We start from the raw sequence: 25,314 nt of genomic DNA on the forward strand, positions 1-25,314 counted from the left end.
CAATCCGCCTGGCAAATGGTTAACCTGCGTTAACCCTCTTGCTTTTGAACCGCGCTACAGAGTGTTGGGACTCTGTCCTGATTCCTCCACAGTGAATCGCGCGGCCACAACATCTGGCGTTTTCGTCGCGTTTACACCCCAGGAATCGGTGACTAGCGTTTTCCCCAGATGCGGGGAGATCGATTCGCATGACGGCGGCGTCGCCATGGAGCGTTAAGGGGATAGACCCCAAGGCACGGGAGGTCGCGAAGGACCTTGCGCGTCGCTCCGGCATGACTCTCGGTGAATGGCTGAACCGCATGATCATCGAGGGCGATGGTCCGGCCGCTGATCCGCGTCCGGCGGGGGACGAGGCGCCGAACCGCGCCTATCTCGAGATCGTCAAGGACGACGCGCCGCCGCGTATCGAGATCGCTGAACATCCTGCTGACGAGGTTGGCCGTGTCGCCTTGGCGTTGGATCGGCTGACCCAGCGCATCGAGGCCGCCGAAGGGCGCAACGCCGCGGCGATCACCGGCATCGACCATTCCGTCCGCGACGCGCTGGCGCGTCTTGGCCAGTCCGAACGCGAGCAGATCGCTGTCGCCGCCCGGTTCGAGGGCGCGGTCGACGAGTTGAAGACAGAACAGGCGCGAGCGGCCGAACGCCTGCGTCGCATCGAGGCCGAGGCAGCCGGTCCGCGCTCCGCCGAGGCTCTGCGCGCGCTGGAAGGCGCTTTGGGCAAGGTCGCTGGCCATCTCTACGAGGGCGAAGCGCGCACCCGCGAGGCGATCGCGACCTTGGAAGCGCGGCTGAACCAGCAGGTCACGAGCGATCCCAGCGCCCTGGTCGACGCCGTGGTCGCGCGACTGGGCGAGCGTCTGGAAGCCGCCGAAAGCCGCACCAGCGAGGCGCTCCGCGAACTGGGCGCGTCGTTCCAGGCCCTGGATCAGCGTCTGGGCGCTGTCGAGAGCGCCAATCCCGCGACGGGCGTCCAAGAGCGTCTGGACAGCCTGGCCGCTACCCTCACGCAGAAGATGGAAGCCGCGCGCCTGGAGATGGCGGCGAAGCTTCGCGAAAGCGCCGACGGCCGCTTTGACCGCATGGAGCGCAAGCTCGGCGAGATGGCCGCTCACGTGCAGGCGGCCGAGCAGCGCTCGGCGCAGGCCATCGAACGCATGGGGCGCGAGATCGTCGGTGTCGCCGACGCCTTCAATCGCCGGGTCCATGCGGCCGAGAGCCGAAACGCCAGCGCCATAGAACAGGTTGGCGGCGAAGTCGCTCGCATCGCCGCAAGTGTCGAGCACAAGCTCAATCGCGCCGACAGCGTGCAAGCCCAAGCGCTTGAAAAGCTTGGTGGCGAGATCGCTCGTATCACTGAGAAGCTGGCTGAACGCATCGGCAGCGCCGAACGCCGCAACGCCCTGGCGATCGACGATGTCGGCGAACAGGTCGCCCGCGTCACCGAGCGCCTGAACCAGCGCCACGAACGCTCCAGCCAGGAGCTGGTCGATCGGATCCGCCAGAGCGAAGAGCGCACGCTCCGCATGCTGGAGGAAGCGCGCGAGAAGATCGACAGCCGTCTCTCGGAGGCGCAGCGAAAGCTGGAAGCCGCGCCGCCGCAGCCCGCGCCGGCCGCAGCGCCTGCGCCCGCGCCGGCGCGTCCATCGCCGCCGGCGGTCTCCCCGTTTGACGATAGCTATTTCAGCCAGGCCGCTTCGTTCAGCACGGTTGAGGATGAGGACGACGCGTTCGACGCGCCGCCGGCTCCGACCCGGGGCTTCGACGTGGCTGAGTTCCCGGCCGCCGAGCCCGAGGAACCGGCTTTCGCTCATGACGACTATGCGATCGCCGACGGCTTCGAGCCGGAAGCGCCGCGCTATGAGGTCGAGCCCGAGGTCTCCGACTTCGCGCCGACTCAACCCACGCGGCCGATGTCGACCCGCGACATCATCGAGCAGGCCCGCGCCGCCGCGCGCGCCGCGGCCGCCGCCGAAGGCAAGGGGGGCGGGAAGCCCAAATCTGCCAAGAAGGACAAATCGACCAAGGCCAGCGGCTCGCTGTTCAGCGGCTTTGGCGGCTTCTCGACCAAGAAGTCCAAGGCCCGTCTGGGCGCGACGGTGACGACGGCCGTTGTTGTGTTCGCCGCCGCTGGGGCGCTCGGCGCCGGCGTGGGCGGACTTCTGTTGCTCAACAGCGACGACGTCAACACTTCGCCCAGTCGCGTGGCCCAGGCGATCGCCGGACGTAAGGCCGATGTCGAGGTCAATGGTCCCGAAGCCGACACCACGCCTGGCGCGCCGCGCGCCGCTGTCGCTCTGACCACGGGCAAGGTCGTGCCGGCCGAGGTCGAGGCGTCGGCCGCGCCGCCGACCAACGAAGCCAAGACCCTGTTCGAGGACGCGGTCCGCAAGATCGATTCCGGGGACCGCTCGGGCGTCGAAACCCTCAAGCGCGCCGCGAACGGCGGCTACCCGGCCGCCCAGTTCTATCTGTCGAAGATGTACGAGGGCGGAAAGAACGGGGTGAAGGTCGACATGGCCGAGGCGCGCCGCTGGAGCGAGCGCGCCGCCAATGGCGGTGATCCGCGCGCCATGCACAATCTGGCCCTCTATTACTTCAAGGGCGAGGGCGGTCCGCGCAATTCAACGACGGCCGCCAGCTGGTTCCGTAAGGCCGCCGACATGGGGCTGGTCGACAGCCAGTTCAATCTCGCGCAGCTCTACGAAAGCGGCCTGGGCGTCAGCCAGAATCCCGCCGAGGCCTACAAGTGGTACGTGATCGCTGGCCGTGCGGGCGACTCCACCGCGCGAGGCCGCGCCACGGCGCTCCGCTCGCAACTGACCGCTGAGGCGCAGCAGACTGCTGATCGGTCGGCCCTGGCCTTCCGTCCGCAGACCCAGGTCCAGACCGCCAGCCTGTCGTCGGCCGCGCCGGCTGCGGCGAACGCCAATCTGGGCCTGGCCCAGCGTGTCCTGTCGCAGCTGGGCTATTATCAGGGGCCTCGCGACGGTGTTTCCTCGCCCGCCCTGCGCATGGCTATCGCCGCCTACCAGCGTGATCAGGGCCTTCCGGCCACGGGATCTATGGATGGTGAGACGCTCAACCGCCTGTCGGTGTACGCGCGCTAGAGCCGGCCAAGCCGCGCCTCGTGCGTCGGTGCTATACCGCGCTCGACGCCGTTTGCCGACCGCCTCTGCGTGCGCGTGGGGACAAAGTCCATTGCAATCAAACACCTTCCTGGGCCAATTCAGATCCTGACATCGGGCTTCTCGCGCTGAAGATCGTCCGTGGACCTATCGCGTCCGGTCGGTAATAGTCGGGCGCGGGGCAGGGTGGGCGACCAAGGTCGCCTTCCGAAGGAGTTATGGCATGAACGAGTCCGCGGGCGGGCGGACGCCGGTACCACCGGCGGCATGGGTCTTTGGTCTGTCGACCTTGATCCCCTTCTTTGTGGCTTCGGGCCTGTTCTGTTATGGCCCTGCGGCCATCCGGAGTTCCGCGCTGCTGGGGTTGTTGGCCTACGCGGCCGCGATGGTGTCCTACTTCGGCGGCGTTCGCACCGGCCTTGAGATTGAGAACCCGAGCCCGCGTTGGTCGGTCCTGGGCATTTCTCTGCTATTTCCGTTGGCCGGCTTTGGTCTGCTTCTCGGCGAGCTCAAGTTCGAACCGGCCTGGCAGCTGTCAGGCTTCCTGCTGGTGTTCCTGCTGCAGTGGGTTTGGGACGTCACCGATCATGATGGGCCAAGCTGGCGGCCTCGGATGCGTACGTTGATGACCGCCGGTGCGGCGGTCTCCCTGGCGTTCTCGCTGGAGCAGGCCCTCCAGATGTGACGCCGACGTCAGTCGGGTCTCAACGACTTCTGGCCGACGGCATGCACCCGCCGCGGCCCCAAGGCGCCAGCCAAAAGCGGGCCGTCGAACAGGCTTGAGAAGGCCTCATCCAGAATGTTCAGTCCGCCCGTATAGGCCCCGAACGCGGGCAGAACGAGGCGGGCGCCATCGGTGACGAAACAGCGCCGACGGACCATCGCGCGCCCGCTCGACACCTTGGCCGCCGGATGCAGGTGGCCCGCCACCTCGCCCGGCTGCGCGCCGGGAAGCGGTTCATGCCGGAGGGTCAGCCCCGCGATGTTGGCTTCGTCGATCACATCGCCCGGCAAGGCCTTGGGGCCATCGGCGTCGTGGTTGCCCACCGCCCAGACCAGTTCGCGGCCAAGAGCCAAGCCCTCCAGTCGCCGATAGTCGTCCATCGCCAGCCGGGTCTCACCCGCGCCGTCGTGGAAGCTGTCGCCCAGGAAAATCAGCCGTTCAGGCGTGAGTTGCGTGATCTCGCGGTCAAGGCGATCCAGGGTCTCGCGCGTGTCATAGGGCGGCAGCATCTGGCCGAAACGGGCGGCGTAGCTGCTGCCCTTCTCGAAATGGAGATCGGCCACGATCAGCGTGCGCTCGCGTTCCAGCCACAGCGCGCCCGACCAGCGCAGCATGACCTCGACATTGGCCAGGGCGACACGAAGGCCGCCGCAGGCCGAGGGCTCGAAACGGGTCATGGGCGCGCCTCGGCGATCAGGTCGGCTTCGGCCTCGGCCAGGATCATCTCGCCGGCGGCGTCGCCCGGGGCGCGCTCGCGGCCGATCTCCAGGATCATCGGAACCGCGAAGGGTGAGACGCGATCCAGGGGCATGTGGCGGATACGACCCTTCACGCGGGCCAGCATGTCGCCCAGGCGCGCGATGTCCAGCAAGCCGGTCGCCGCATCGTGACGGGCGCACCGAAGCATCAGGTGGTCGGGTTGGTGTTTGCGCAGCACGTCGTAGATCAGGTCGGTGGAGAAGGTCACTTGCCGGCCGGACTTCTCGGCGCCGGGATGGCGGCGCTCGATCAGGCCCGCGATCAGGGCGCACTGCTTGAAGGACCGCTTCATCATGAAGCTTTCGTCCAGCCAAGCCTCAAGGTCGTCGCCCAGCATGTCCTGGGCGAAGAGTTCGTCGAGATCGAGGCCGTCCATCGGCCTCAGCGACCAGAGGTTCAGCGCGTAGTCGTTGCAGACAAAGCCTAGCGGGCCGACGCCCAGGCGATCCAGGCGGCGGGTCAGCAACATCGCCAGGGTGGTGTGGGCCAGGCGTCCGTCGAAAGGATAGCAGACCATGTGAAACCGCTTCCCGCGCGGGAAGGTCTCCAGCAGCATCTCGCCTTCCTGCGGGATCGCCGAGCGGATCTTCTGCCACGACAGCCATTCCTGCACATCGCCGGGCAGGGCGCTCCACTCGCGCTCGTCATGCATCATCTGGCGCACGCGGCCAGCCAGATAGGTCGACAGCGGGAATTTCGAGCCGCCCCAGCTGGGCATCTTCGGATCATCGTTGGGCGCGGGCGAGACATAGGCGTCGGCCCCGACCAGGCTGTTGTAGCGCCAGACCTGTCCGGCGAAGACGAAGGTGTCTCCGGGCGTCAACTGTTCGAAATAGCCTTCCTCGGCCTCGCCGATCTTACGGCCGCCGACAGGTCTGCGGCCGCCCCCGATGCGGATGTTGATCGTGGCCGGCGAGATGATTGCGCCCACGTTCATCCGGTGCTGCTGGCGGGCCTGGGCGTTACGCGCGGTCCAGAGGCCGTCGGCGGTTTGCACGATCCGCCGGAACTTGTCGTAGGTGCGCAGCGCGTAGCCGCCGGTCGAGACAAAGTCGACGACGGCTTCGAAGTCCTCCCAGGTGAGGTCGGCGTAGGGGCCGGCCGAACGGACTTCGTCATAGAGCTCGGTCAGCTTGAACGGCTCGGAGCAGGCGCAACCCATGACGTGCTGGGCCAGAACGTCGAGCGCGCCGATGCGCGGCGGCTCGCCGTCGAGATGGTTCTCTAGGATCGCGTCGGCGGCGGCGCGGCATTCCAGCATCTCGAAGCGACTGGCCGGCACGAACAGAGCCCGACTGGGCTCGTCCAGGCGGTGATTGGCGCGGCCGATCCGCTGCACCATCCGCGAGGCCCCCTTGGGCGCGGCCAACTGGATGACGAGGTCGACGTCGCCCCAGTCGATGCCCATGTCCAGGGTCGAGGTGCAGACCACCGCGCGCAGCTCGCCCCGCGCCATCGCCGCCTCGACCTTGCGGCGCTGTTCGGCCGACAGGCTGCCGTGGTGCAAAGCGATTGGCAGGCCTTCGTCGTTCAGCTCCCAAAGTCGCTGGAACGCGAACTCGGCCTGGAAACGCGTGTTGACGAAGACGAGGGCGGTCTTGGCCGCTTTGATGACGTCGTAGACCTCGGCCATGGCGTGCTCGGCCGTGTGGCCGGCCCAGGGCACGCGTCCGCCGGAGACCAGGACCTCGACGACCGGCTGGGCGCCGCCCGAGCCCAGGACGAGGTCGATGGAGAAATCCTCCCCCTCAGGGGGGAGGTGGCGCGAAGCGCCGGAGGGGGAAGGGGCAAGGTCAGCAGAACTTCCCCCTCCGTCGGCTGCGCCGACACCTCCCCCGCTAGGGGGAGGGTTCTTGTTCACGCCCAGCCACTTTCGCACCAGATCCGGATCATCGACCGTGGCCGACAGTCCGACCCGGCGCATGTTGGGCGCGAACTGCTGCAGTCGGGCCAGGCCCAGCGCCAGGAGATCGCCGCGCTTGCTGGGCCAGATCGCGTGGGCTTCGTCGATGATCACGCAGGAGAGGTCGGCGAAGTACTCGCGCGCGCCTTCCCAGGCGCAGAACAGCGCCAGTTGCTCGGGCGTGGTCAGCAGGATGTCGGGCGGGCGGACCTTTTGCCGGGCCTTGCGGCTCTCGCCGGTGTCGCCGGTGCGGCTCTCGGCGACGATCGGCAGGCCCATCTCGCGGATGGGGGTGAGCAGGTTGCGCTCGACATCGACCGCCAGCGCCTTCAGCGGCGAGATGTAGAGGGTATGGACCCCGGCCGGTGTGTTCCGAGGCGGGCGCTCGGCCAGTTCGATCAAGCTGGGCAGGAAGCCCGCCAGCGTCTTGCCGCCGCCCGTCGGCGCGATCAGCAGGGCCCCGCGACCGGCGCGCGCTTTTTCCAGCATCGCCAACTGGTGCGCGCGTGGTGTCCACCCGCGCTTGGAGAACCAGGCCTGGAACTGGGGAGGGAGGGCGTTCGCCGCGGACATTGCCCGCGATATAGCATGTTCCCTTTCTGTTTCACCTGACTTTTGCGCGCGCGTGGCGCGAGTCTGGTTGCTTCCGCCGAGGCTTGCGATTGTCTGGACCAACGCTCGCGGCGCCACATGACGCTTCCGGCCAAGGTGGGGGTTTGATGCGGTTGGGTTGGCTGATGGCGTTGGTGCTCATGGTCCCTTGGACCACTGGGGCGGCGTACGCTGAGGCGTGGCGGACGCAGATCGACTGCGAGGCCATCCAGCGGGCTGCGGAAGCTGGCGATGCGTCCTTCTATGTCGATCTGGCCGTTTGCCATATTCGCGGCGACGGGCGTGAGCCGGATGTCGCCAAGGGGTTGCCGTGGCTGCGCAAGGCGCTGGCCTTGGACGACACCGACGCCATGGTCGAACTGGGGAACTTGTATCTCTTTGGCGCGGAGGGCCTGGATTCGGATCCGGACGCCGCCTTGAAGCTCTACGCCCGCGCGGCGCGATTGGGTGACCCCAACGGCATGTACAATCTGGCGGTCATGCACCGGGGCGGACATGGAGCGCCGGAAAACCCAAGGCTGGCGCGCGCCTGGTATCTTCGCGCCGGCGAGGCAGGTTCAGCGCCAGGGGCCTTTGGCGCGGGCGTCGTCCTGCTGGAGGGTTATGGTGGTCGGGTCGATGAAAGGCGGGGCTTACTGTGGCTGCGTCGCGCCATCGAGATGGGCTCGGCCGAAGCGATGAACGAACTTGGCCGCCTCCACGCGGAGGGTTCGGGCGTGATGTCCGATCCGGCCAAAGCCCTCTACTTCTATCGCGCTGCGGCCCGGAACGACCTACCGGACGCGATGTATCGGCTGGGCGCGGCGCACTACAACGGTCAGCTGACCGACAAGAACTACGTCGAGGCGATGCGCTGGTTCCAGCGGGCTGCGGACCGGGGCGACCACGACGCCTGGTTCGCGCTGGGGCTGATGTGCGAGATCGGCCGCGGCGTTCGAGCTGATCCTGAGCTCGCCCTCCAGATGTATCGCCGGGCCGTGGAGAGCGACGAGCCGGCCCTGCGGGAGAAGGCCCAACGGGCGATTGGCCGGTTGCTGGGCCTGGCCGACGATGATGAGACGCCGGTCGGCTAGGACGCCGCGCGGTCTGTTTCCATTCTGTTTCGAGCCGGCTTCTGCTAACGGACAGAGGTGACTGCTTCGCCGCCGACTCTGGACTTGGCTCCCGCTCTGGTCGTCCTGCCGGGACCGCGCGCCGGCTTGGCGGACGGCGGCGAGGCCAGGATGTTGCGCGCGCCGGACGCGCGCGATCTTTTCGAGCACGGCCCCGTCCTGGTGGCTCACGCGGCCATGACCGCCCGCCGACTGAACCTGTCGCCGCCGCCGCGTTCGTCGCGCCTGTTCGATGTGCTTGAACTTCACGCGTTTGTTCGGCCGGCGGCGTTTTGCGCGCCTTCGGCGGTAGGACTGGCGACAGCGCTGGGTCTGCGCGAACCGCACGGCGCGGCCGAGCAGGCCCAGACCCTTCGCGAGGCCGCTGATGCGCTTTTGCGGGAACTGGCGCTGACGCCGGTCCCGTCTCGCGAGGAGGCTTTGGCGATCGCCGAGACCCTGGCCAAGGCGGGGTGGGCTTGGGGGGCGGCGGTCATCGGCGCCTTGCGCTCGGTCCCCGTCGGTAACCAGTTTCGGGGTTCCGGCCTCGATGTCTGGGCGCGGCTTGTCGAGTGGGAGGACCAGGCGCCGCCCGGCGAAGCAGGGTCCCGGCCCATCGATCCCGAACGCGCCGGCGAGCGCCTGGCCGAGCTGCTGCAGCGCTCGGGGCTGGAAGAAGTCCGTGAAGCTCAGGCGACTTTCGCCAAGGAGGCCGCCTTCGCCTTCCAGCCGCGCGAGCGAGAGGGCGAGCCGCGCATGATGCTGGCCGAGGCGGGCACGGGCGTCGGCAAGACCCTGGGCTATCTGGCGCCGGCGTCCCTGTGGGCCGAGGCCAATGGTCCGTCTGTCTGGGTCAGCACGTATACGCGGGCCCTGCAGCGGCAGATCGAGCGCGAGAGCCGGTCGATCTATCCCGATCCCAAAGAGCGCGCCCGCAAGGCGGTCGTGCGAAAAGGCCGTGAGAACTATCTGTGCCTGTTGAACTTTCAGGAGCAGATCAACGGGGCTCAGCTGGGTAATGGCGACCTGATCGGCCTGGCCCTGACGGCGCGTTGGGCGCGGGCCACGCGCGACGGCGACATGACCGGCGGCGACTTTCCCGCCTGGCTACCCACCCTGACCGCCGTGCCCCCTTCGATGCAGGCCAGCCCGGCAAATCTGGTCGACCGGCGAGGCGAGTGCATTCACGCCGGTTGCCAGCACTATCGGATCTGCTTCATCGAGAAGGCGGTGCGGGCGTCCAAGCGCGCGGATCTGGTGATCGCCAACCATGCTCTGGTTCTCACGCAGGCGGCGTTTGACGGCGCGCGCACAGCGCGGGGACTGAAGGGCGACAACGAGACCACCAGCCTCAAGCGGATCGTCTTCGACGAGGGCCACCATCTGTTCGAGGCCGCCGACAGCGCCTTCTCGGCCGCCCTGTCCGGCGCTGAGGCGGCGGAACTGCGGCGCTGGATCCGTGGGCCCGAGGGGCGGGGCCGTCGCGGGCGCGGCCTCGAGGCGCGCTTGCTGGACATCCTGGGCGACCGGGAGGGCGCGCGCGGTGCGATGAGCCAGGCCATCCAGGCGGCGGCGGCTCTGCCGGGCGAGGGCTGGTCGGGGCGCGTCGCCCCGCCTGACGGCCAGATCAACCCGATCGGACCGATCGAGAACTTCCTGGTTGCGGTCATCGAGCAGCTCCGCGCCCGCAGCGGCGATCGGGGCGGCGCTGACCTCGGTTTGCAGTGCGATGCGCGTCCGCCGATCGATCTGGTTCGTGAGCGCGCGCCCGAGGCGGCCAAGGCGCTGGCGGCGATCGAAGCGCCGCTATTGGCGCTGGCGCGGGCGCTGGAAGACGTACTGGATGAGGACGCCGAGCACCTGGGCGCCTCGGAGCGGGCCCGTATCGAAGGCGCGCTGCGCGGCCTGGATCGCCGCGCCCGCATGACCCTGCCCGCCTGGCGCTCGATCCTGAAAGCGCTAGAAGAGGATGACGCCGAGCCGACCGAAAGCGACCCGGACTTCGTCGACTGGTTCGAGGCCACGTTCTTGTACGGGCGGGTGGTGGACGCCGCCTGCCGTCGCCACTGGGTCGATCCGACCGAGCCGCTGCGGGCGGCGGTGCTGTCGCCTGCGCACGGCGTGCTGGTGACCAGCGCCACTCTTGTCGATCCCGCGCTGGAAGATCCGTTCGCCCTGGCCGAGATGCGCACGGGCGCGGCGCGCCTGCCGACCGCGCCCAAAGTGCTGCGGCTTGTTTCGCCTTTCGACTACGAGAACAACGCCAAGGCCTTCGTCGTCACCGACGTGAACAAGGAAGATCCCCGCCAGGTCTCGGCGGCCATGCGCGAACTGTTCCTCGCGGCCGGGGGCGGGGGGCTGGGGCTGTTCACCGCCATTCGTCGCCTGAAGGCCGTGCACGAGCGCATCGCTGCGCCGCTGGCCGACCAGGGCCTGGCGCTCTATGCCCAACATGTTGATCCGCTGGAGGTCGGCGCGCTGGTCGACATTTTCCGGGCCGAGGAGGACGCGTGCCTGCTGGGCACGGACGCCATTCGTGACGGGGTTGACGTCCCGGGTCGCTCGCTGCGGCTCCTGGTATTTGATCGCGTGCCCTGGCCGCGCCCGGACGTACTGCACAAGGCGCGTCGCCTGCGCTTTGGCGGCAAAGGCTATGATGACGCCGTGGCGCGGGCGCGGATCAGCCAAGCCTTCGGGCGCCTGATCCGACGCGCCGATGATCGCGGCGTGTTCGTGATGCTGGACGCCGCAGCCCCCACGCGGTTGTTCTCAAGCCTGCCCGAGGGGGTGACGCTGGAACGTGTGAGCCTGGTCGAGGCCATAGAGGCCACTGCAGCCTTCCTGAAGACGACAAAGTCTTAGGGGCAGGCGGCCTGGCGATGCGTCCGGCGCGTGTCCGGAACCGTACCGCTCCTCGTGACCAGGAGCACTGTGTACATGCGCGTCCGATACTCCGCCGCCTTGGCCGCTCTGGCGTCCGCGCTTCTGCTCGCTGGCCAAGCCTGGCCCTTCGAACTTTCTCCGAAGGCCCGCGCAGCGTTGGCGAAGGGTGACGCCTATGCCGAGGTGACGCCCGATCCTGACGGCATCTCGGGTCATGTGCGGGGTGTGGTGGACATCAACGCGCCGCCCGAGAAAGTCTGGCGCATCATGACCGACTGCTCGGCGGCCAAGGTGATGATCACCACGCTCGCCGTCTGCCGGATCGTCGAGGGCGACATGGCCCGGGGTTGGGACATTCGCGAGCACGTGACGCGCCGCAACCTGGTTTTCCCTGGGATGCGGATTGTGTTTCGCTCCGACTATGAGCCCTACAGCCGGATCAAGTTCCGACTGGTCGGCGGCGACCTTAAGGTCGAACAGGGCGAGTGGAAGCTTCAGCCGCTGGACGGCGGGCGGCGGACCCGCGTCTACTACGACAACCGTCTGGCTGTGGACTGGCCGGTCCCCAAGGCGCTGATCCGCGAAGCGCTGCGCAAGGACACGCCCAAGGTCCTGATGAACCTCAAGCGCCTTTGCGAGTGAGTTAGTGTCCTAGCTCGCCGTTACGTACTTGATCAGCGCTGCCATGTTCTCGATGTAGGTCCCGGTCGAGATGCCGATCTTCGGCGTGTCGGTGATGTAAGGCGAGGTGTCCGTCGCATCGCCGACGCGGGTCTGGCTGAAGTCCCCGGGCGCGGGCGTGGGCGAGCCGTCGCCGATGTACGGATTGCTGGTCGCCCGGAGCTCTGTCGGCCACCAGCCTTCGGCGTTGAGCGCGGCGATCAGGCCTGCGGCCTTGTCTGGCGAGGTCTGACCGGTGTCGGCCTTCAAGGTGTCCACATTGAGGTCCGACACCGATATGTCGCCGGTCGTAAAGTACTTGGGCAGCGCCTTGCGGCCGCCCTTGAGCGGCGAGTCCTTGCTCGCGATCTCGGGTGGTGTGGCTTGCAGCTTGGCCAGTCGCTGGCGCAGGCCTGCGACGTTCACCGCGCGGAACGACGAGTAGTGGATGACCGTGCCCTGCGGGTTCTGGTCGGCGTAGTACTCGCCGTTGACGACATTGCTGCCCCGACGATGGATGTAGAGCGGCTTGCCCGTCCCGACCTGAATGAAGGTGGGGTAGGGGCGACCCTTCTGGATTTCCTGCGGCAGCTTGATGCTGTCCAGCCAGTCCAGCGCCTCGCCCAGGCGCGCCAGGTACTTCGGGTCGCCGGTCAGTTCGTAGAAGTCCATGCACGACGCGATGTTCGCGCCTGTGGTGTGGGAGGCGAACGCCTCGGGCTCGTAGCTGCGCGCGCCGGCGGGCTTGAGCGTGTCGACATAGTGCTGCAGGCCCCAGGCGGGTTGAGGCTGGGGCTGCTGGCAGATCACGAAGCAGTCCATGGCCTTTCGGATAGCGGGCAGGGCGCGGGGATCGCCCAGGCTCTGCCAGACCATGATCAGGAACTTGATGTTCTCGCCGGCCACATCGTCGTTGAAGGTGATGTAGCCGGTGTAGTCGGCATGGCCGTGGTTCTGGAAATCGGTCTTCAGGGGGAAGCGCTGGGGCCAGCCGCCGTTGGGATACTGGCTGTCCAGAACAAACTGCAGCGCCTTGTCCAAGGCGGGCTTGATGCGCTTGTCTTTCTTCTCGACATAGAGGCGCAGCAGGAACTGCGAGGTCTCGGCGGTGCCTGCGTCATCGAACGTGGCGTTGCCGTAGTAGTGCTGGAATTCTTCGAGCCGCCAGCCGTTTTTCCCGATTGTGTCATACCATTTGCGGATCGAGGCTTCGCCCGCGAGATCGCCCAGATAGTTCCAGCCGCCAGCAGGATGCTGGATCGCGATCAAGGCCTTGGCGGCCTTACACGCGGCTTTGTAGTAATACTCGTCGCCCGTCGCGTGATAGGCGTCGAGGAACAGGTGCCCCATCGTCGCCGTGCCTGGCGGCTGCACCCAGATCATGGTCGGAAAGGCCTCCATCTCGCCCCAGCGGCGCGAGAAATCCGGCAGATAGCTCCAGACGTAACCGCCCTTGTAGGCGACCTTGTCGACCATGAAGCGCGTGGCCGTCTTCATCGTTTTCAGCGCCGTGTCTCGGCCCGGCGCGGCGACTGCGCGGAGCGGCGCGAGAGCGCCCGCTGCGGCGAAGGCCGCCGCCGAGGTGGCCAGGAGGCGACGGCGGGAAAGCGGGCTCAGAGGCATGGATGAACTCCGGTCAGCGCGGAGCTTACATCGAAGGATAGGCGAGCGAACCTCCCTGGCCAGCGACGGCTCCGTCATCTTTGAAGTGACGTTGTCGCTATTATGATACCGGTGTCATAGATTTGACTACCCACTTTTCACGGCAATATCGGTAATTCGCTCGTCGGTCTGGCGATGCGACAGGTCCCCCCCCTGCGACAGGCGGCCGCGTTGTCTGTCGTTGCGCGTTCGGCGAAATTTGAGTGGCCATTTGAGGCGACGCCGCCGCGCTCGGCGCAGCGCGGCCGACGCCGTCCTGTTGGGGAACAGGACAACGCCCCCGGACCGGAGAGGTCCGGGGGCGTTTTCATCTCACGCTTGACGCCCTGGCACAGGCATTGCCGCCGAACGGTGATCACTCTGCGTCTAGCGGTCGCATGGCGGATTGGCGTTCATATCTTGTAAACCTTTCGATCATGGGGACGCGACACGACCACTTGACCGAAGCCGAGCGGCTCGAGCGACAAGCCGAGATCGCCGACAATGCGCACGCCCGCGCGGCTCTGCTGCGCATGGCGCAAGCCTCACGCGGCGCCGCTGCGCTGGTGGGTCTGTTTGAGGCCAGCCACGACGAACCGCTGCCGATCGTCCGCAGCTAAGGCCCTACTCCGTCAGACAGGTCTCGACACAGCGAACCGCCAGGGTTTGGGTGGCGTCCAGAAACGGCGCTGAAAGATCGGTCTGGGACAGCACCAAGGGCACTTCGGTACAGCCCGCGACCACAGCCTGCGCGCCTTTGCCGATCAAACGGTGAGCAAGGGCGGCCATGGCGTCCCGCGATTCCTGACCCACATCGCCTCGCTTGATCCGGTAGAGCAGGGCCATGAACTCGACCTGTTCGTGGTCGTCCAGCGTTACGACTTCCAGGTCGAGCTGCGAGAAGCGATCTCGATAGAGGCCAAGCGCCAGGCTGGTGCCCAGAACGCCGACGACGTTCGCGCCTTGGCTGCGGGCGGCGAGGCCGGCGGTTTCCAGCATGTCGATCAACGGCAAGCCTGAGGCGCGGACCTCAGCAGCGTAGGCGTGGGCGGTGTTGCACGCGATCGCCAGCACTTGCGCCCCGGCGTCGCGCAAGCCCGCCGCCATCCCCGCGAGCACCGGACCGGGATCCGAGCCCTCGACATTGCGGTCGGGAACCTTGGGGTTGATGTCCACCAGCACCCGGAGATGGTCCTGCTCACGGCTCACGGGCGTCGCGGCCTGCAGCTTTGCCAGAAAGTCGAGCGTGGCGGCCGGACCCATGCCGCCCAGAACGCCCAGGACCTTGCTCATCGGAGGCGCTCCTAGCCGAGGGCGGGTTCAAGCACGGTCTGATAGCCGAACAGCCCCTGCGCCCCGCCGGTGTGGAGGAACACAATGCGCTCGTCCTTGAAGGCGCCCTTGCGCGCCTGATCGATCAGACCCTTCATCGCCTTGCCCGAATAGACCGGATCCAGCAGCAGGCCCTCGGTGCGGGCGGCCAGGGCCAGGGCGTCAATGACGCCTTGGTCCACGAGGCCGTAGCCTTCGCCAACATAGTCGCAGTCGGCGACGACCGCTTCGCGCCGCACCCGGCCCGCTGCGCCGATCGTCTCAGCCGTGGCGACGGCGAGGTTGTAGACGTTTTCTTCCTGCTTCGGCTTGGGCGCCCGCACGCCAAAGCCCAGGATCGGGATATCGACCGATAGCGCCGCGAAGCCGGCGACCAGGCCCGCATGGGTGCCGGCGCTGCCTGTCGCGGTCACCAGGCGGTCGATCTTCAGGTCCATCTGGTCGGCCTGGACGACGAGTTCGCGCGCGCAATCGCCATAGCCGAGCGCCCCGACCGTATTCGAACCGCCGCCGGGGATCACATAGGGCTTGCCGCCCCGCTGACGCACGCTCTGGGCGGTGACCTCAAGCTCGGCGACCATGTCTGTCCCGCCGGGCACGTAGCGCAGCGAGGCGCCCATCAGCTTGTCGAGCAGGACATTGCCATTGCCCATGTAGTCACTGGCCTTGGAGCCGGTCCGCTCCTCCAGGATCACCTCAGTCTTCAGACCAAAGCGCGCCCCGGCCGCGATGGTCTGGCGGACGTGGTTGGACTGGACCGCGCCTTGGGTGACCAGGGTGTCGGCGCCCTGAGCCAAGGCCTCGCCAAGGAGGAACTCCAGCTTGCGGGTTTTGTTGCCGCCGCCGGCCAGGCCCGTGCAGTCGTCACGCTTGACCCACAGGTCTATGCCCAGCGCCGCGCCGAGGCGGGGAAGGGGCTCCAGAGGCGTGGGCAGGTGCGCGAAACGGGCGCGAGGAAAGCGAGCGAGGTGCATGGGCGCGGTTCCTGATCGAGTCGCGCTCTTGTTATCACGTCCGATGCGCTGGTCGCCGCACGACTTCAGGGCTGCTGCGCCTGAGCCTTGGTTTCAATGCGCCGTCGGGCGCGCTCGGCCGCCAAGGCGCGGGCCTCGGGGTCCTTGAGCTGCTTCTTGATCATCTGAACCAGTTCGTAGGGCGGGTCAGTGGTTGGCGGGGATCCGCTCGGATCACCCATGATCTCGGCCACGACATTCGCCGTGTCCCTGGCCTTTTCCTGATCGTACCACTGCCGAAGCGTGCCGCAGACCGTTTTGGGGATGATCGTGCCTCCCATGGTCTTTTTCACGCAGACCACCCGGTCCGGCTCGGCCTTATGGAGCGCGTTCAACTGCTCAATGATCTCCTGATCCGGCAGGGTCTTCTGGAGCACCTTGCGAGACGCTTCCACCGTCACCGCATCCACGGATCCATCTTGGCTAGTCTGGACCGACAGCGCGAAAAGCAGAGCAACGATCAGCATGGCGACAACCTGCGGGTGAGCAGGCCTCTATGGCCCGCTTTTGAGGACTAGCCCAGCCGTTTTGTTCGCGCCTTCGATCCGAACGGGTTCGGTTTGCGCGTGATTTCAGCGTCCGGTCGTTCTTGAGGCTGGGGAACCGTGCTAGACTCTACGCCATAAAACGGTCGCCACGGATCACAAACACGCTCGGGGCCGACCGCGAAATTATGGGAGGACGTCATGAACCAGCGTGACCTTCTGGGGACGGCGGTTCTTGCGGCGACGATGTCAGCCGCACTGTCGGTTAGCGCCGTAGCCAACGCCTCGACCCTCGTCATCGGGGGCGGTCTGGCCAAGGAATGTTCCGAGGCCGCGCTTGACGGCCGTGCGGACAAGGCTTCGGTGCTGACCTGCACGACCGCCCTGGAGACCGAGAACCTCAACTTCAGGGATCGCGCGCGGACCTTCGTCAATCGCGGCGTTCTGCAGATGCGGCAGCGGGATTTCACCCGTGCTCGCGCCGATTTCGACACCGCGTCGAAGCTTGACCCGAACCTGGGCGAGGCCTGGGTCAATCGTGGCGCGGCCTATGTGGGCGAAAAGCGCTATCGTGAAGGCGTCGATCAGATCGACAGGGGCTTGGCCCTGGGGGTCAAGGATCCCGAGCGCGCCTGGTTCAATCGCGGGCTGGCCAACGAAGGGCTGGGCGATCTGAACGCCGCCTATCGCGACTATTCTCGGGCGGCCGCCTTGAAGCCGGATTGGACGGCGCCAAAAACCGAACTCGCGCGTTTCACGGTCAAACGACCCTGAGGCGGGAATGATCGAGAGGCCCGAATGATCGAGTCCGGCCGCGCGAGGGGCGCCAGATAAGGGGGCGTCATATGATGCGATCAAGCGCCGCTTCCTTGGTGATGGGCTGGCTCCTGGTCTGGCCTGTGTGCGCCGGGGCGCAGGATCTGCGGGACATTCAGGCGCGAAACGCCGCCGCCCATGCGCTCGAAGACCTCCGTCGCGAGGCGGTGCAGAGCCAAATCACGGCCTCCAACGCTCAGGAGCGGGCTCGCACCGACGTCATCCTGCGCGACCTGAGCGCAGGCGTGGTCACCGGACCCGTCGTGTTGAGGCAGACGACCGCGCCGCCCGCGCTCGATGAAGCGACGCGGCTCGACTTGGATTTCGATGCCTCTATGGACCGCCTTGAAAGGCTTACCCAAGAGGCGCTGGCGCAGAGCAATACGCGGATGCGGGCGATCCGACCCGCCAGCGAGCCCAAGGAGTAAGGATCTCATGGAGTGGGAAGGCGGCCGTCGGTCGGGCAATATTGAGGACCGACGTGGGCTTGGACCCGTCGGGATCGCGGGCGGTGGAATCGGCGCGGTGGTGCTCGCGGCGATCGGCTACTTCGTCTTCGGGGTCGACCCTCGGACAACTCTTGAGGCGACACAGCGCCTGCAGCAGCCCGCCCAACAGGAGGGCGTGCGGGGCCAGGTCTCCGACGCCGAGGGGCAGTTCGTCGATGTGATCGAAACCTCGAACCGAGACGTCTGGACGCCGATCTTCCGTCAGGAAGGCGTGGACTACAGGCCGCCCGCCGCCATCGTTCTCTACGAGCAAAGCACCGGCACAGGGTGCGGTACCGGCCAATCGGCGATGGGCCCGTTCTACTGTCCTGCCGACCAGAAGGTCTATCTGGATCTTTCGTTCTGGCAGGAGCTGGACGCGCGCTTTGGCGCCAAGGGCGAGTTCGCGCGCGCCTATGTGATCAGTCATGAGGTCGGCCACCACGTCCAGCATCTGCTGGGCGCAGATCAGCAGGCCAGGAGGCTCGGGGCGCGCGGCGAAGAGAGCGGCTCGGTCAGGCTGGAGCTGCAGGCCGACTGCTACGCCGGGGTCTGGGCGGCGCGGGCCGGAGACGCCTCAGGCGGTGGTATCGTCATCAATCCCGCCGACATCGAGGACGGCCTTGGCGCAGCCGCGGCGGTGGGCGACGACACGATCCAGAAGCGCTCCCAAGGTCAGGTCGTGCCCGACAGCTTCACCCATGGTTCCAGCGCCCAGCGCATGCGCTGGTTCCGGCGGGGTTTTGAGCAGGGCGACCCGGCGGCTTGCGACACCTTCTCGGCGTCGCGGCTCTGATCGCACGGCCGCACTTGACCTGTGCGTCAGCGAGCCTAGTCTCCGCCCTCTGTTCACCGGGGGGCCGCCTGCGCGGCTGAGATTGGGCCCACGCCCTGACCCGTAGAACCTGATCCGGGTCATGCCGGCGAAGGGAGGGAACGCGGGCGGGAGCGTTTGTTTCGTCCGTAAGACCGACTCAAGCACGCACGTCCGGGTCTCCTTGGAAGCTTGAGGAGCGCCCGAAATGAATATCCAGAGCACCATCAAGGCCGTGGCCGAGACGATCTCGACCGGTCCGATCCCCGGCTCGCGCAAGGTCTATCAGGCCGGGGAGCTGTACCCCGAGCTGCGTGTGCCGTTCCGCGAGGTGGCCGTCCACCCGTCGGCGAACGAGCCGCCGGTCACCATCTATGATCCCTCGGGCCCCTACAGCGACCCGACCGTCCAGATCGACATCGAGAAGGGCCTCCCGCGCACCCGCGAGGCCTTCGTCGTGGCGCGCGGCGACGTCGAGGAGGTCACAGATCCTCGCCAGGTGAAGCCGGAAGACAACGGTTTCGCCCAGGGCAAGCACCTGGCGCCGGAATTCCCTGACACCGGCCGCAAGATCTATCGCGCCAAGCCCGGCAAGCTGGTCACCCAGCTGGAATACGCCCGCGCCGGGATCATCACGGCCGAGATGGAATATGTCGCCATCCGCGAGAACCTTCGCCGCGAGCAGAACCGCCCGTGCGTGCGCGACGGCGAGGACTTCGGCGCTTCGATCCCCGACTTCGTGACGCCCGAGTTCGTGCGCCAGGAAGTGGCGCGCGGGCGCGCGATCATCCCGGCCAATATCAACCACGGCGAGCTGGAGCCGATGGCGATCGGCCGCAACTTCCTGGTCAAGATCAACGCCAATATCGGCAACTCGGCGGTGCTCTCCACCGTCGCCGACGAGGTCGACAAGCTGGTCTGGGCCACGCGCTGGGGCGCCGACACGGTCATGGACCTGTCGACGGGCCGCAACATCCACAACATCCGCGACTGGATCATCCGCAACTCGAGCGTGCCGATCGGCACGGTGCCGATTTACCAGGCGCTGGAGAAGGTCAACGGCGTGGCTGAGGACCTGAACTGGGAGGTCTTCCGCGACACCCTGATCGAGCAGTGCGAGCAGGGCGTCGACTACTTCACGATCCACGCCGGCGTGCGCCTGCCGTTCATCCCGATGACCGCCAAGCGGGTCACCGGCATCGTTTCGCGCGGCGGCTCGATCATGGCCAAGTGGTGCCTGGCGCACCACAAGGAGAACTTCCTCTACGAGCGCTTCGACGAGATCTGCGAGATCATGCGCGCCTATGATGTGTCGTTCTCGCTGGGCGATGGCCTGCGCCCGGGCTCGACCGCCGACGCCAATGACGAGGCCCAGTTCTCGGAACTGCGCACCCTGGGCGAGCTGACCAAGGTCGCCTGGAACCACGGCGTCCAGGTGATGATCGAAGGGCCTGGCCATGTCGCCATGCATAAGATCAAGGCCAACATGGACGAGCAGCTGAAGCACTGCCACGAGGCCCCGTTCTACACCCTCGGTCCGTTGACCACCGACATCGCGCCTGGCTACGACCACATCACCTCGGCCATCGGGGCGGCGATGATCGGCTGGTTCGGCACGGCGATGCTCTGCTACGTCACGCCCAAGGAGCACCTGGGCCTGCCGGACCGCGACGACGTGAAAACCGGCGTCATCACCTACAAGCTGGCCGCTCACGCCGCCGACCTCGCCAAGGGTCACCCGGGCGCAGCCATGTGGGACGACGCCATCAGCCGCGCACGCTTCGAGTTCCGCTGGGAGGACCAGTTCAACCTGGGCCTTGACCCGGAAACCGCGCGCAAGTTCCACGACGAGACCCTGCCCAAGGAGGCGCACAAGACCGCGCACTTCTGCTCGATGTGCGGTCCCAAGTTCTGCTCGATGAAGATCAGCCAGGAGGTCCGCGACTTCGCGGCCGCCAAGGCCCCGAACGACGCCGAGCTGGGCATGGCGCAGATGAGCGAGAAGTTCCGCGAGCAGGGCTCGGAAATCTATCTGAAGACCGAGTGACGTCGTTTTCACTGGCGCGGCGGGGGAGACGCCTCCACCGTCGCGCCATGAAACGCTTGAGTCTCGCTACGGCCGTCGCTGTCCTGTCCCTGGCCGCTCCGGCTTTGGCGGAGAGCCCGTTCTGGCCCGTCCAGCCGAAGAATGGCCCGGTAGCGACCGAGTTGCGCGGCGCCTGGAAGTCCCGGGGCTATGGCTGGATTGTCCAGTTTGGGCCCGACGGCGCGCAGCTGTTCCACACCGCCGGCGGCGCCTGCTATCCCGATCCGCGTCGCGAGCCGGATCCCGACGGGGTCTTGGCCCTCTGGCGGGCCGAGGGGCCGGGCGTCGTCAGCCTGACGGGCGATGCCGAGGGCACGCGCTACACGTTTGATCGCCTGCCGAACCTGCCGACGGACTGCATCTCGGCCGCAGGCTGGACCCCGGATCGCATCGTCGCCTTCGCCGCCGACACCTTCGCCGAGCTCTATCCGCGCTCGGCCGAACGGAAACTGGATTGGCCGGCGCGCAAGGCCAAGGCGCTGGCGCAGGTGGGCCCTTCGGCGACCGAAGATCAACTGTGGCTGGCCCTGGCCGGCCTCCTGGCCGGACTGGATGATCCCCACGTCGAGCTGCACGGGATAGCGCAGGGCGCCAAGCGCGACCTGGAACCAGGGGAATCGCCGACGCTTCTGCGCGTACGTGCGGCCGACCCCGCCGGCGAGGAAAGGGCCTGGCTCCAGGCCTATCGTGAGGGAATCCTGACCAGCCTGCTGCAAGGCAAAGGGCGTCAGGCCGCTAACAATCGCATCTTCTGGGGGCGGGTCGACGATGTGGGTTACCTCAACATCTTGACCATGGGCGCCTTCGCGCGCAACGCCGCGCCGGATGATCCGCGCCCGCTGGACGCCGTTCTGGACGAAGCCTTCGCCGCCTTCGCCGGCGCCAAGGCGGTGGTGGTCGACGTCAGCAACAACCGGGGCGGATACGACACCATCAGTCGGCGCATCGCGGCGCGCTTCACGGCCCAGCCCCGCGTCGCCTACGCCAAGGTCCCGGTCGGCGCGAAAGGCCCGCAGCAGACCATCAGGGTCGAGCCCTCCGGAGCGGTCGGATTCACGGGGCCTGTCTATGTGGTGACGAGCGACATCACGGTCAGCGCCGGCGAGACCTTCACCTTGATGATGAAGGCGTTGTCGAACGTAACCCAGGTCGGCGCGACGACGCGCGGCGCCTTCTCCGATCAACTGCCCAAGCCTCTGCCGAACGGTTGGACGCTGGCCCTGCCGGCGGAGCTCTACCGTTCGGCGGATGGCCAGGAGATGGAAGGGCGGGGGTTGGCGCCGGAAATCCCTTTGGTTGTCTTCCCGGAGGCGGACTTGTCGGAGGGGCATGCCAAGGCCATCGCGGATCTGATCACGAAAATCCGTGAGGGCGCTGTCGGGACGGCCGCGCGCTGAACGTCCTTGCGGGGTCAGCAACCCGCAAGGCGCCCGCATCATGACCTATGTCGACGGATTTGTGGTTCCGATCCGCAAGGCCGAGTTCGAGGCTTACCGCGCGCTGGCGCGAAAGGCCGCCGAGATATGGCTGGAGCATGGCGCGCTCTCCTATGTCGAGTGCCTCGCAGAAGACGCGCCCTACGGGGAGCGGACCTCGTTTCCCAGCGCGGTCCAGTTGGAAGACGACGAGGTGGTCGTGCTGTCCTGGATCACCTACCAGGATCGAGCGACGCGTGACGCTGTGATGGCCAGGATAATGGCCGATCCGCGCTTCCAGAACGAGATGGCGGGGCCGCCCTTCAACACCCAGCGCATGATCCTCGGCGGGTTCGAAACCTTCATCGAATCCTTACGCGCATAGATTGTTTCGAGGCGCGCGCGGATCGAACGCTCGCCGGGCGGGCAGAAACTCGTCGCCGCGGACATGGCGCCGCGACCGATTTTGTTTCCCCTCTGAAACATCGTGTCGTGTTGCTCATTCGCACGCGTCAAATATGTCTATTTTTCAAAGCCTAGGCCGCATTTGGCGCGGATTGGGACACACCACTGTGTGCATTGTGCTGCAATAGCTGAGCTTGTTCCCAATGGTTGTTGCGGTGGTCTCCGCCCAGCCTTAAGGAGCGGCAACCCAGCGTTGGCGCCGATCGCGTCAGCGTCCCTCGCAACTCATGCTTTTGTGGGCCTGAATGACCCTTTCGACCGTGCTCCTCTACGGGCTGGCCGCCGTTTCGCTGGATCCTGCGGCCGCGGCGGCTCCCGCCACCACGGCCACCGTGGTCGCCGAGGACGTCCAGACGGCGCAGCGGGCGAAGGATGAAGGACCCAACGAGGTCGAGGGGCTCGTCATCCAGGCCGATCCACGTGGCAAGGTCGAGGGCGCTATCCAACCCGAGATCGAGCTGAACGAAGAAGAGATCAAGAGTTTCGGCGCCAATAGCATTGGTGAGCTTCTCACCCTCCTGACTCCCCAGACCGCCAGCACGCGCGGCCGGGACGGTGGCGGCGGCGGGCCGGTATTGCTGATCAACGGTCGGCGGATCTCGGGCTTCCAGGAAATCCAGGGCGTCCCCCCCGAGGCGATCGAACGCTTCCAGGTCCTGCCGGAAGAGGTCGCGCTGAGCTACGGCTACAAGGCCGACCAGCGGGTCGTGAACATCATCCTGAAGAAGAACTACACGGCCACCACGATCCAGGCGGCGGCTACGGTCGCGACCGACGGCGGCCGCACGACGCTGAATGGCGGCGGCAACCGGGTCAATATCGACGGCGACAAGCGCTGGAATCTGGATCTCCAGCTACAACGCGATCCCTATCTCCTGGAGACGGACCGGAACATCGTCCGCGCGCCCAACGGCCAGCCCTTCGATCTCGTCGGCAATGTGAGCGGCCTGGGCGGCGGCGAGATCGATCCGGCCCTGTCCGCTGCGGCCGGCGGCCTCGTGACCATCGCCGGTGTGCCGGACGCAGCCCGGGCGGGGAAGGTTGGGCTCTCGGCCTTCTCGCCGCTGGCGGGGCGTTACAACACCGATCACCTGACCGCCAGCCGGTCGCTGATCTCCAAGTCCGAACGCGCGACGCTGCGCGGATCGATCAGTCGCGACCTGAACAAGACCACACAACTGACGATCAGCGGCAATCTGGAAGACACCAGCAGCCAGGCCTTGCTCGGCCTGCCAGGGCTCACGTTCACCCTGCCGGCGGGCAGCCCGTTCTCGCCGTTCTCCAAGCCCGTCACCGGTTATCGCTTCATCGACGCGCCGGGCGCGCTGGCGCGCGACACCGACGTCCTGCGCACCCAGGTCAGCATGGCCGCCAACGGTCGCGTGAAGGACTGGCGCTGGACCCTGACCGGCGACTTCGATCGCACCGCCACCGACACGACGACCGGTCGCGGTCTGGACGCCTCGGCCTTCCAGGCGGCGGTGGCGGCGGGCGATCCCAGCGTCAATCCGTTCGGGACGATCGCATCCAACCTCTACAAGGCCGTGGCGCCCGACACTGCGCACTCGGTGTCGACCTCGGCCAGCGCTGAGCTCGTGCTGAACGGCAACCTGTTCCAGCTGCCGGCGGGCGGCGTTCAGACCACCTTCAAGATCGGCGCGGACACGCGGGGCCTCGACGCCAAGACCGTGCGGTCGGGTGTGAGCACCCAGCGCAAGGTGACGCGCGACCGTGAGAACCTGCAGACCAGCTTCACCCTGCCGCTGACCAGCACGCGGAACGATGTGCTGGCCAAGGTCGGCGACCTCTCGGCCAACTTCAACGCCGGCTACGAGAACCTGTCGGATCTCGGTGGCCTCACGACCCTGGGCGCGGGCGTGAACTGGACGCCGATCAAGCCGCTCAGCCTGATCGCCAGCTTCACCGACGAGGAGGGGGCTCCCTCGACCAACCAGGTCAATGATCCGCTGGTGGTCACGCCGAACGTCTCGGTGTTCGACTTCACGACGGGCCAGACCGTGCTGGTCACCCGCACCGACGGCGGCAATCCGAACCTGCGCAACGACAATCGCAAGGTCTCGAAGTTCCAGGTCAACTACAAGCCGCTGGAGAAGGTGGAGCTGACCTTCAACGCCACCTACACCCGCGCCGAAACCAGCAATGTGATCTCGAGCTTCCCGGCGATCACCCCGGACCTCGAGCGAGCCTTCCCGGAACGGTTCACGCGGGACGCCACCGGCCGCCTGCTGGCCATCGACGCCCGCCCGGTGAACTTCGCCAGCGCCGAGCGTGAAGACATCCGGTGGGGCTTCAACCTGTTCAAGCCCGTGGGGAAGCCGACGCCCGGGGCCGCAGCGGGTCCCGGCGGGCCAGGAGGCATGGGGGGCGGGCGCTTCGGCGGTGGTCCGGGCGGCGGCATGGGCGGCATGATGCGCTTCGGTGGTCCCGGGGGCGGGGGCATGGGCCCTGGCGGTCCGGGCGGCATGATGCGGCCCGGCCAGGGCATGCTGCAGATGTCGGTCTACCACACCTGGCGTCTGACGGACGAACTGACCACCCGCAAGGGCCTGCCCGTGCTGGACCAGTTGGATGGCGCGGCGATCAGCTCGCGCACGGGCCAGGCCCGCCATGAGGTTCAGGTGCAGGGCGGTTACTTCAAGGATGGCCTTGGCGTGCGCTTCAACGGTAACTGGAAGGCGTCCACCTGGGTGAACGGCGGGGCCACCGGCGGCCAGACCCTGTATTTTTCCGACCTTGCTACCCTGGGCCTCAGCGTCTTCGCCAGCTTCAACGCCCCGGCGCGTAAACCTCTGGTCGACAAGTATCCGATCCTGAAGGGCGCTCAGGTCTCGCTTAACGTCGAGAACGTGTTCGATGCCAAGCAGACGGTGCGTGACCAGAACGGCGTCACCCCGCAGGCCTACCAGCGCGACTATCTGGACCCACTGGGCCGCACCGTGCGAATTGGCTTCCGCAAGCAGCTTTAGCGGCTCTAGCCG

The 25,314-nt window shown here is 67.0% G+C and carries 18 protein-coding genes, 1 pseudogene and 1 riboswitch; of the genes and pseudogenes, 13 read left to right on the top strand and 6 right to left on the bottom strand.

The annotated features are described in order from the left end of the window. Nucleotides 1–188: 188 nt before the first annotated feature. Together J2X45_RS01505 and J2X45_RS01510 are read left to right on the top strand one after the other, a co-directional pair. Entirely contained in the window at nucleotides 189–3,110 is a 2,922-nt protein-coding gene (locus J2X45_RS01505) for a peptidoglycan-binding protein (RefSeq protein ID WP_310210349.1), read from the top strand. A 241-nt stretch (nucleotides 3,111–3,351) separates the two neighbouring features. Then, the gene (locus J2X45_RS01510; protein ID WP_310210352.1) at nucleotides 3,352–3,813 is read left to right on the top strand and encodes a DUF3429 domain-containing protein; all 462 of its coding nucleotides are present in this window, start codon (nucleotides 3,352–3,354) and stop codon (nucleotides 3,811–3,813) included. Between the two features lie 8 nt (nucleotides 3,814–3,821). On the opposite strand, the gene pdeM is transcribed toward J2X45_RS01510, so the two are convergent. Next, nucleotides 3,822–4,529, bottom strand: coding sequence for a ligase-associated DNA damage response endonuclease PdeM (gene pdeM / locus J2X45_RS01515; protein ID WP_310210355.1), 708 nt, complete (start codon nucleotides 4,527–4,529; stop codon nucleotides 3,822–3,824). Continuing rightward, nucleotides 4,526–7,087 (bottom strand): annotated as a pseudogene (locus tag J2X45_RS01520) (ligase-associated DNA damage response DEXH box helicase). Before J2X45_RS01520 ends, pdeM begins: the two are co-directional and overlap by 4 nt. 143 nt (nucleotides 7,088–7,230) lie before the next feature. Between J2X45_RS01520 and J2X45_RS01525 the strand changes: the two are divergent. From J2X45_RS01525 to J2X45_RS01535, 3 genes are all read left to right on the top strand, one after another. Next, nucleotides 7,231–8,199 carry a tetratricopeptide repeat protein gene (locus tag J2X45_RS01525; RefSeq protein ID WP_310210361.1) on the top strand — a complete coding sequence of 323 codons (969 nt, stop codon included), beginning with the start codon at nucleotides 7,231–7,233 and terminating at the stop codon, nucleotides 8,197–8,199. A 57-nt stretch (nucleotides 8,200–8,256) separates the two neighbouring features. Further along, nucleotides 8,257–11,079 (top strand): ATP-dependent DNA helicase, encoded by a 2,823-nt coding sequence (locus tag J2X45_RS01530; protein WP_310210364.1) that lies wholly within the window; start codon nucleotides 8,257–8,259, stop codon nucleotides 11,077–11,079. Between the two features lie 75 nt (nucleotides 11,080–11,154). Beyond that, nucleotides 11,155–11,742: an SRPBCC family protein gene (locus J2X45_RS01535; protein WP_310210367.1), complete on the top strand. Its 588-nt coding sequence runs from the start codon at nucleotides 11,155–11,157 to the stop codon at nucleotides 11,740–11,742. Nucleotides 11,743–11,751: 9 nt separating this feature from the next. Here J2X45_RS01535 and J2X45_RS01540 read toward each other — a convergent pair whose 3' ends face one another. Beyond that, nucleotides 11,752–13,383 carry a pectate lyase gene (locus J2X45_RS01540; RefSeq protein ID WP_310210371.1) on the bottom strand — a complete coding sequence of 544 codons (1,632 nt, stop codon included), beginning with the start codon at nucleotides 13,381–13,383 and terminating at the stop codon, nucleotides 11,752–11,754. A 455-nt stretch (nucleotides 13,384–13,838) separates the two neighbouring features. On the opposite strand from J2X45_RS01540, the gene J2X45_RS01545 reads away from it, so the two are divergent. After that, nucleotides 13,839–14,021, top strand: a complete 183-nt coding sequence (locus J2X45_RS01545) for a hypothetical protein (RefSeq protein WP_310210374.1) — start codon at nucleotides 13,839–13,841, stop codon at nucleotides 14,019–14,021. 4 nt (nucleotides 14,022–14,025) lie between these two features. Here the strand turns inward: J2X45_RS01545 and J2X45_RS01550 are convergent, their stop codons facing one another. The 3 genes from J2X45_RS01550 to J2X45_RS01560 form a co-directional block, all read right to left on the bottom strand. After that, nucleotides 14,026–14,694 carry an amino acid racemase gene (locus J2X45_RS01550; protein ID WP_310210377.1) on the bottom strand — a complete coding sequence of 223 codons (669 nt, stop codon included), beginning with the start codon at nucleotides 14,692–14,694 and terminating at the stop codon, nucleotides 14,026–14,028. 11 nt (nucleotides 14,695–14,705) lie between these two features. Then, nucleotides 14,706–15,707: a D-cysteine desulfhydrase gene (locus J2X45_RS01555; RefSeq protein WP_310210379.1), complete on the bottom strand. Its 1,002-nt coding sequence runs from the start codon at nucleotides 15,705–15,707 to the stop codon at nucleotides 14,706–14,708. Nucleotides 15,708–15,772: 65 nt separating this feature from the next. Further along, on the bottom strand, nucleotides 15,773–16,213 hold the full coding sequence (locus tag J2X45_RS01560) for a hypothetical protein (protein ID WP_310210382.1): 441 nt from the start codon (nucleotides 16,211–16,213) through the stop codon (nucleotides 15,773–15,775). A gap of 264 nt (nucleotides 16,214–16,477) precedes the next feature. Here J2X45_RS01560 and J2X45_RS01565 point away from each other — a divergent pair, with 264 nt between their 5' ends. From J2X45_RS01565 to J2X45_RS01595, 7 genes are all read left to right on the top strand, one after another. Then, entirely contained in the window at nucleotides 16,478–17,005 is a 528-nt protein-coding gene (locus J2X45_RS01565) for a tetratricopeptide repeat protein (RefSeq protein WP_310212063.1), read from the top strand. 101 nt (nucleotides 17,006–17,106) lie between these two features. After that, entirely contained in the window at nucleotides 17,107–17,475 is a 369-nt protein-coding gene (locus tag J2X45_RS01570) for a hypothetical protein (RefSeq protein ID WP_310210385.1), read from the top strand. Nucleotides 17,476–17,482: 7 nt separating this feature from the next. Continuing rightward, nucleotides 17,483–18,331 carry a neutral zinc metallopeptidase gene (locus tag J2X45_RS01575; protein WP_310210388.1) on the top strand — a complete coding sequence of 283 codons (849 nt, stop codon included), beginning with the start codon at nucleotides 17,483–17,485 and terminating at the stop codon, nucleotides 18,329–18,331. Between the two features lie 47 nt (nucleotides 18,332–18,378). Next, nucleotides 18,379–18,484: riboswitch (TPP riboswitch) on the top strand. Nucleotides 18,485–18,557: 73 nt separating this feature from the next. Beyond that, complete coding sequence (thiC, locus tag J2X45_RS01580; RefSeq protein ID WP_310210391.1) at nucleotides 18,558–20,396, top strand: phosphomethylpyrimidine synthase ThiC; 1,839 nt, start codon at nucleotides 18,558–18,560, stop codon at nucleotides 20,394–20,396. A 47-nt stretch (nucleotides 20,397–20,443) separates the two neighbouring features. Then, the gene (locus J2X45_RS01585; protein ID WP_310210393.1) at nucleotides 20,444–21,832 is read left to right on the top strand and encodes a S41 family peptidase; all 1,389 of its coding nucleotides are present in this window, start codon (nucleotides 20,444–20,446) and stop codon (nucleotides 21,830–21,832) included. Nucleotides 21,833–21,872: 40 nt separating this feature from the next. Continuing rightward, nucleotides 21,873–22,235 (top strand): DUF1428 domain-containing protein, encoded by a 363-nt coding sequence (locus J2X45_RS01590; RefSeq protein ID WP_310210396.1) that lies wholly within the window; start codon nucleotides 21,873–21,875, stop codon nucleotides 22,233–22,235. Nucleotides 22,236–22,560: 325 nt separating this feature from the next. Then, entirely contained in the window at nucleotides 22,561–25,302 is a 2,742-nt protein-coding gene (locus J2X45_RS01595) for a TonB-dependent receptor (protein ID WP_310210399.1), read from the top strand. Nucleotides 25,303–25,314: the final 12 nt, after the last annotated feature.

The sequence above is a fragment of the Caulobacter sp. BE264 genome (assembly GCF_031457805.1).
In the GTDB taxonomy this organism is placed as follows: Bacteria; Pseudomonadota; Alphaproteobacteria; order Caulobacterales; family Caulobacteraceae; genus Caulobacter.